Origin of the sequence: Kitasatospora sp. NPDC059327 (genome assembly GCF_042752535.1) — a bacterium.
Lineage (GTDB): Bacteria > Actinomycetota > Actinomycetes > Streptomycetales > Streptomycetaceae > Kitasatospora.
Genome location: NZ_JBHYYB010000130.1, coordinates 13,259 through 20,631 on the forward strand (window position 1 = coordinate 13,259; position 7,373 = coordinate 20,631).

Annotated in this window: 8 protein-coding genes; 5 read left to right on the forward strand and 3 right to left on the reverse strand. The window is 70.6% G+C overall.

Features of this window, described 5'->3' with window-relative positions; genetic code table 11:
- Nucleotides 1–124: 124 nt before the first annotated feature.
- Nucleotides 125–409 carry a Sec-independent protein translocase subunit TatA gene (tatA, locus tag ACFXHB_RS40215; protein ID WP_380581340.1) on the forward strand — a complete coding sequence of 95 codons (285 nt, stop codon included), beginning with the start codon at nucleotides 125–127 and terminating at the stop codon, nucleotides 407–409.
- A gap of 228 nt (nucleotides 410–637) precedes the next feature.
- Here tatA and ACFXHB_RS40220 read toward each other — a convergent pair whose 3' ends face one another.
- Nucleotides 638–760 (reverse strand): hypothetical protein, encoded by a 123-nt coding sequence (locus ACFXHB_RS40220; protein WP_380581342.1) that lies wholly within the window; start codon nucleotides 758–760, stop codon nucleotides 638–640.
- Nucleotides 761–1,431: 671 nt separating this feature from the next.
- On the opposite strand from ACFXHB_RS40220, the gene ACFXHB_RS40225 reads away from it, so the two are divergent.
- Both ACFXHB_RS40225 and ACFXHB_RS40230 read left to right on the forward strand, forming a co-directional pair.
- A complete protein-coding gene (locus tag ACFXHB_RS40225; RefSeq protein WP_380581344.1) occupies nucleotides 1,432–1,698 on the forward strand; it encodes a hypothetical protein in 267 nt (88 codons plus the stop codon).
- Between the two features lie 84 nt (nucleotides 1,699–1,782).
- Complete coding sequence (locus ACFXHB_RS40230) at nucleotides 1,783–2,061, forward strand: hypothetical protein (protein ID WP_380581346.1); 279 nt, start codon at nucleotides 1,783–1,785, stop codon at nucleotides 2,059–2,061.
- Nucleotides 2,062–2,182: 121 nt separating this feature from the next.
- On the opposite strand, the gene ACFXHB_RS40235 is transcribed toward ACFXHB_RS40230, so the two are convergent.
- Nucleotides 2,183–3,241 carry a WxL protein peptidoglycan domain-containing protein gene (locus ACFXHB_RS40235; protein WP_380581348.1) on the reverse strand — a complete coding sequence of 353 codons (1,059 nt, stop codon included), beginning with the start codon at nucleotides 3,239–3,241 and terminating at the stop codon, nucleotides 2,183–2,185.
- 139 nt (nucleotides 3,242–3,380) lie between these two features.
- Complete coding sequence (locus tag ACFXHB_RS40240; protein ID WP_380581350.1) at nucleotides 3,381–6,167, reverse strand: family 20 glycosylhydrolase; 2,787 nt, start codon at nucleotides 6,165–6,167, stop codon at nucleotides 3,381–3,383.
- A 375-nt stretch (nucleotides 6,168–6,542) separates the two neighbouring features.
- Between ACFXHB_RS40240 and ACFXHB_RS40245 the strand changes: the two genes are divergently transcribed.
- Both ACFXHB_RS40245 and ACFXHB_RS40250 read left to right on the forward strand, forming a co-directional pair.
- A complete protein-coding gene (locus ACFXHB_RS40245; protein WP_380581352.1) occupies nucleotides 6,543–6,722 on the forward strand; it encodes a hypothetical protein in 180 nt (59 codons plus the stop codon).
- Nucleotides 6,723–6,757: 35 nt separating this feature from the next.
- A complete protein-coding gene (locus tag ACFXHB_RS40250; protein ID WP_380581354.1) occupies nucleotides 6,758–6,970 on the forward strand; it encodes a hypothetical protein in 213 nt (70 codons plus the stop codon).
- The last annotated feature ends 403 nt before the right edge of the window (nucleotides 6,971–7,373 follow it).

Below are 7,373 nucleotides of genomic sequence, written 5' to 3' on the forward strand. Positions count from 1 at the left end.
CAGACGCACACCCACACCGAGCACACCCCCCTCTCACACCCCGGCGGGGGGGGGAGCGCGGAGCGACCGCCTCCCGCGCCGACCACCCCACCCCCTCCGGTCCGACAGTCAAGGAGAGCCGCCCATGCTCCGCAACGGCCTGGAACCCTGGCACCTCATCGTCGTACTCGCCGTGATCGTGCTGCTGTTCGGTTCCAAGGAGCTCCCCGAGGCCGCGCGCGGGCTCGGCAAGTCCCTGCGCATCCTCAAGGCCGAAACACGGGCCCTGCACGACGACACCCCAGCCGACGACACCCCCGCCGAAACCGCCCACGCCGCCCAGCCCGCCCCGGCCATCGCCCACCCCAGACCCGAGACACCCCCCACCGGCCACACCACACCCAGCACCCCCCACCCGCGCACCCCCTGAACATCACCCCACCCAGACGGGCCCCAAACGGTCCCGACCGACCTCAACCCCAGCACTCGGCCCCGGCAACCCACTTCCCCTCACACGGCGCTCGGCCCGCTTCGGTCGACATCCGCGCACCTCCTCAAGACTCCGGGCACCGACGGACTGGGTGGGACCTCCCGTCGGTGCCCGGCCCCGGCCAGTCCCGCACCCGGGTCCGGTGACTGCGTCCACGCCCTGCGGCGCTCACCGTTCCTCCGCCTCGGCTGCAGCGGCCAGGTCGAGCAGCCGGTAGGCGGTCGAGCGGCTCACCCCGAACTCGGCGCTCGCATACGGACGGCGGAGCGAACCTCCTCGATTGCGTCCCATGGTTCCCCGGTCAGCCGCCGAGCCTCGGTTTGCGAGGCCAGGCCGACGATCTCTTGGCTCTGGTCGCCGACTCTCCCATACTCGACTCTTCCCCCCCCGGACCGGGCACCGGACCGACCGCGGGTGGGCCAGGTCGCCGACTCCTGCGCGGCTGGCCGCGCCGGCCCGTGACGCAGTGGGTGCCCGACAGGATCTCCGGAACGGTCATCGTCGGCTTCGGCGTGAAGCTGGCCAGCGGGGACTGAGGACCGGCCCGGTGGGACGGCACTGTGCCACTCCCCCCGCCGGCCGGCCCGGGGTTTCGCCCCGTCATCCGTGCGGGGTGGAGCCCCGGTGCGGGTCTGGCCTGGACGGCTACGGTCCCGGCATGACCGGCGCCGCGCCGCCCGCCGCCGACCAGCCGGCCGACGGCGAAGACCGGACCCGGGTGTGCGCCTGGCCCGAGTGTCCGAATCCGGTGCCGAAGGCCCGCACCCGCCGCACCTGCGGCGGCGCCCGGGACCGACGATGTCCTGGCCCGCTGGGGTGAGGACGGCCGCCTCCTCCTCGCTACCGCGGACGCGCCGCGCCGCCGGCTGACCCGCTTCCTCCAGGAGACCGACGCCGCCGATCCGGCCGCGGCGTTCGCGGAGCCGGCCAAGGTACTGCCCGCCTACGGCACCCGCGCCTACATGGCCGCGCAGGACATCCGGGACAAGGCCCGCTGGCCCGACCTCACTGAGCGCGAGCGCGTCAATCGGGGCATGCGCGGGCGGATCGACATCCGGGGCGACGACACAGCTCCGGCCGACGATGACCAGGACGACAGTTGTGCCCCGCGAGGCGAATCTCCGGGCCCCGGCGACGACCGCCAGGAGCAGCCCGTCCCTGCGGCGCCGGCCGCCGCCGAACCGGGGCTCCCGCCCGCCGCCTCGCCGGTCGTGCTGCCCCGCCAATAGGCCGGCGCCCCGCCGAGCGTCCCGCCGGAGCCGTACCTGCGCGGCCTCGGCCGGTTCGACCTGATCCAGAACGTCAGCACGCTGATGCGGCATCCGGGCTGGGACCTGGCCGGGTGGAACCGGGCCCCGGGCCTGTTCTACGTCCGCAAGGCCGGCCGGGCGCTCGCCTGGATCGAGCACGGCGCGCCCCGTCTGGACGGCTGGGCCCTGGTGGTCGAGGGCCGCTTCGTCGCCGACCCCGCCGACCCCGCCGACCGGAGCCGCCCGCTGGTCACCAGCACCGCCGAGCTGGCCGTCCTGCTGGTGCGCCAGGCCCTGGAAGAGGGACTGATCGACGCCGACGCCGCGCCCGTCCTCGGCTGACCGGCCGTGCATTTTGTGAGGCGTCTTGTCGGACACCTTGTGGAGCACCTTGTGGAGCGCCTACTCGGGTGTCTTGTGAGCACCTGATGATTCGCCCCGGGTCGGTTTCTTCGGGCGGAGCCTACGACCCCGAGCCCGGGGCTCCGGCGCGTTGTTCGTTCCGGTCATTCTCGTGGGTCGTGGTCTCGTTCGCCTGCCGGCGGCGGCGTACGAGGAGTGACGCGATGACGGCGAGCAGTAGTGCGGAGGTGCCGACCACGACCCACGGTACGGCCCACACGGTGGTGCGCGCGTGGGCGGTCGAGCCGGTCTCCGCCGGACCACCGGGCACCGGTATGGGGTGCACGGTGAGGTCGACGTCCAGGCGGAACGCCTGCGTCACGCCGTCGAGGCGCGCGGTTCGGGTCTGCGACGCGCCGGGCAGCAACTCCGGCATCGGGTCGAGCCGTTGCCGCTTGGTGGTCAGGCCCCGGGGGCCGCGGACGGTCAGTTCGGGGCGGGCGCCCAGGCGGACGTTTCCGGTGTTGCGCACCGTGTACGTGACGGTCAGGGCGCCGTCGAAGGGGTCGAGCGCGGTGTGTACGTCGGCGTTCAGGGCGCCGGCGCCCAGTGCGGGGCGCAGTGGTCCGTCGACGCGCAGGTATACGCGGGTGCCGACCCGTCGGTCGACCAGCACCTGGTTGCCGGCCGCGTCGCGGCCGGGGCCGGCGATGGAGGCGACGACGCCGCCGCTGTGGTCGCCGGGGGAGGCGTTGTCGGGGACGGCCAGTTCGAACGGGACGTCGCTGCGCGAGCGCGCCGGCACGGTCACTCGGGTCTGCTTGAGGCGGATCCACGAGCCCACGTCGGCGGGCGGGCGTCCGGCCGCGAGCAGGTCGAAGCCGCCGGCGGCGGTGGTGAAGGCGTCCTGGGTGTAGAGGTCCACGGTCAGGGGTGTGTCGCCGGCGTTGGTGACGGCGACCCAGTCGACCTGTCGGGCACCGGGTGCGAGCGCGAAGCGGAAGAACGGTCGGTCGTCCGGGCCGCGTTCGGTCGACGGTTGGACCGACCAGGTCGTGGGCGCGGGTGAGGGCGCGGGGTCGGCCGCGTTGGCGGGTGGGGCGTTCGTCAGCACGAGGCAGGTGGTCGCCGCGGCGAGCGCTGCGAGTACCCGGCGAAGGCGACGACGGGAGTGGGGCATGTGAAGGATTCCGTTCGTGGTCCGGGCGGGGCGGGTGACGTCGGGTCGGGACGCGGCGCGGGGTACGGGGGTGATCCCCCGTACCCCGCGCCGCCGGTGTCGGAGCAGTCCCTCGCCTAGGCGCGAGGGATGGTCGGTGTCAGATGGCGGTGACGGTGAGGGTCGCGCGGTAGGTACCGGGCGCGGTCGTGGTGGCCAGACTCAGGCTGAGGTCTGCGCCGAGCACGGCGGTGCCGCGACCGTGGCCGGCTACTGCTTGGCCCAGCAGGCGGGCGGTCTTGACGCCGCCGTCGGTCGCCGGGGCGACCGGCTGGCCGGCGGTCACCTGCTGACCGTCGCCGGCCTTGACGACCGTCGGGGTCCAGCCGAGCGCTGAGCCGTCGAAGCTCGCGCCGCCTTCGGCGGCGGCGAAGTCGGTGACCTGGCCGTTGACGTTCCAGCCTGGGTCGGCGCTGCGCAGGTCGGTGACCTGGACGGTGTTCAGCGCGCCGGAGGTGGCGAGACGGTCGCCGGCCGGGGTGAGCTCGGGAGAAGGGAGAGTGACCGCGGCGCCGTCGACCGTCATGGTCAGCGCACCGGTGTTCTCGACGGTGGTGGTGATGATCTGGGTGCCGCTCAGCGGGTCACCGCCGGGGACAACGGGAGGGAGGTACTGCGCGGTCACCTGGGCTTGGGTAAGAGCCTGGCTGTAGACGGCCATGTTGTCCAGGTCACCCTTCAGGGTGGTACCGTTCCCCTGCCCGATGGTATGCATGGGCAGGGGGATCGACGCGTCCACCTGGCCGACCTGCGCCCCGTTCGCGTAGAGCGTGGTAGTGCCCGGGGTGGTGACGAAGGTGAGTTGAACCCACTGGTCCATCGGGACGCTGTAGGGGAACGAGTAGTCGGCCGTGCCGGAGCGGGTGAAGCCGACGAGCGCCTCGGTGTCGTACTGTTCGAGTTTGATCGCTCCGGTCTTGGAGGCCAGGAGCGTCGCGTCCGGCTGATTCCCGGTGCGGCGGACCCATACCGAGTACGTCCAGGGCTCGGCGATGTCCGATCCGCCCAAGCCGACACCGTCGCCCGACCCGGCGAAACGCAGGACCGACCCTCTTGCGCCGTCATTTGCGAACAACGGGTTGTCGATGATGTAGGTGGATCCGTGGAGAGTACCGGCTGTGTCGCGGACGGCGCGGACGTGTGGCGAGGGCGCGGCGTCGTGCCAGCCGGCCGGATAGGCGGCCGGGTCCATGGGGTAGAGGTGGATGGGCTTGCCGTCGGTGCTGTGCGTCTGGGCCGGGAATCCGACGTGGCCGGGCGCCTTGCCGATGCGTGACAGTCGGGACTGGAAGCCGTCGAGGCTTTCCGTCGGCAGGGCGGTATTCCACAACTTGGCCGCCATCAAGGCGCGTGGGGTGGCCGCCAGGTCCTCGAAGAACCGATCCTCCGCCCACATGTTGTAGTCGGCCCACACGGACATCATGCCGCCGAGCATCGAGGCACCGGTACTGGGCTGCCACTCCTCGTGGAGCCAGGGCTGGTTCGGATAGCTCCTGTGATAGTTGTTCGGGGTCAGGTAGAGGCCCGAACCCGGGGCAGCAGCCTGGATGGTCCTGTAGGCGGCGAGGGTCGGCGAGGTTCCGGTCTCGTGCTGCCAGTCCATGACGATGACGTCGGTGTCGACGGTCTGCTTCGGGTGGTCCGTCTCCTCGAAACCGCTGAAGACCACGGTCTGCTTGCCGGCCGCGTTGATCTGGGTGTCGAGCGAGTTGATATGACCCGCGAGCAGGTCGCCGAGGGTCGAGTACGTGGCTGCGTTGGCCGTGAGATAGGACTGCACCGCCGGACAGTCGGCGAGGCCTCCGGGTACCTCGTCGCCGCCGATGTGGACGTACGGCCCGGTGAACCAGGGCATGAACGTGGCGAGCAACTGCTGTGATACCTGCAGGGTACGCGGATTCGTCAGGTTCATGGTGAACGCCGGCGTGACCCATCCGTGGGTGTAGTCCTGCCCGCAGGAGTTGGCCGCGGTCGCTCCGGAACCGTCGGCGTTGGGTCCGTCGCCGAAGCCGATTCGGAAGTAGTCCGCGACGACCGCGGCGTGGCCGGGGAACTCGAAGCCGGGCATGATCGTCACGTTGTTCGCGGCGGCCAATTGGTGGAACTGCTGCATCTGCGCTTGCGTGTAGCTGGAGGCCGGATCCGCGAGCCCGGGGTAGTCCGGGCTGTTGAGACGAAAGCCCTCGGCCTCGGCGAAGTGCATGACCAGGACATTTGCCTTGACCCAGGCCATCTCTCGGATCAGGTCCTCGATGTAGCCCGGCTGCCAGTACTTGCGACCCATGTCGAGTAGGACGCCGCGTATCGGCTTGGCGGGGCTGTCCGTGGTCGAACCGGTGGGAACTGTCGTGTGGGTCGGGTCCTGGCGCAGGATCTGCAGGATGCTGCGGCCGCCGTAGAACGCGCCGGCACTGGTGCCCGCGGTGATGTGGAGCGAGGTGTCGACGACGAGGCGGTAGCCTTCGGGGCCCGCCCCGCTGTCGGCGCTCAGTCCGAGGGTGATGTCTCCGGGTCGGGCCGCGTCGTGAGTGATGGGAAGGGACAGGCCGGTGACGGCCGCGAGGTCGGTGGCAAATCCTGCGGCGACTTGATTCAGGGTCTGTTGTGTTATCCCCGCCTGGGTCGGTCCGACCGTCCACTCGCCCGCGGTGGTGTTGTCGACCACGATGCGAGCGTCGGCCGAGAGCGTCAGCGTCCCGCCGGTCGCAGTCCAGTTGGTGAGTGCCGGGATCGTTGGCGGTGCTGCGGACTCCGCTGCCTGCGCGGCTTGGGGTACCGCCATCAGGCCAGCCGTGGTCACGAGGGCCGTCCAGAGTATGGACAATGCTTTGCGCATGAGACAAATGCCTCCGTTCTTTCGAAGAGGTGTTCTCCAGTGCTCGATCACTTCGGCGGCGCTGGCGGTCGTCCTGTCGTCGTCCTTCCTGTCGACCGAGCCGCCACGCGCTGGCACAGGCGGTGCGGCTGACAGTCCTGTCGCCGCCGATGCCGTCCGTGGTGCCGCTTCATCGCGGTACCGATTTCGTGCCTTCGGAAATGCAGGATCGTTGGCGGCGTTCCGTCATTCCGAACCCTGCGCACCTGTGATAAGAAATGCTCACTAGGTGGATTTTATGAAAGCTATCGAGCAGTAGTAGCGAGCATTTTGCGCACCTGCCGTGTCGGCAGTCAACACCTCGACGCAAGAAAGATCTGCACCGATTCCGGAGGCTCGAGGCGAATGGTCCAGACCAGCCGGTTCGGGAGTGGGAGTAAGTCAGGCTTGACGAGCCAGATCGGCGGCGTTGACGCGCCGGCCGCGCCGATGCTGTTCGGCGCGCCGACCTGCGCGATGTGTGCCACGGAGCTGGAATGGGGCGGCAAGGGCCGCCGCCCGAAGGCCTGCTCGAAGGCCTGCTCGTCGAAAGCGGACCGCGCCCGGGAGAAGGAGAATTCGAGCTGACCGTCACCGATCTTCCGGAGGCGGACGGCGAGCACATGGTCGCCGGCCTTCTGGTCGCCCCGCACTCCAGGGTCCGGGTGAGGCTCACCGACGGCCAGGCCGCAGGGCTCGGTCTGCCGCCCGGCGTCGGCTACGTGGTGACCGGCACCCTGACCGACCTGAACGACACCCCGGTCGAGCTCATGACTTCCACCCGGATGACCGTCCCGGCCCGCCGGCTCCACCAATCGGTCGGTTCTGCTCCGTAGGACCAGTGAGTTCGCTCTGTCCGAACTCCCCACCCCAGGTCATGGGGTTGCCCGGCCTTTGCGGCGCACACCGCACCGCACCCGGCGAGTACCGCCGAACTGCCACTACGCACGGCCGCACAGTCGCAGCCCAAGGCCGGTGAGTTTCACTGCGCACGCTGCGCTAGGTCGGTTAGTGCGGCGCGATGGGCCTGCTGCGAAACTCACCGGTTCTCTCCCCACCGCGGTTCAGAGTGGGTGCGATCCGGGATCGCAGTTCACCGTCCGACGGTGCGCACCGCCGACCGGGAGCTCCTCCTGGTCGACCCTCCGCGCCACGCGTCCGCGCCGTGGGGCGGGGAGGGCACAACCCCTCTCCGCGCTAGTAACACCGGGGGAACCCGGCGCAGCGGTGAGCCCAAGA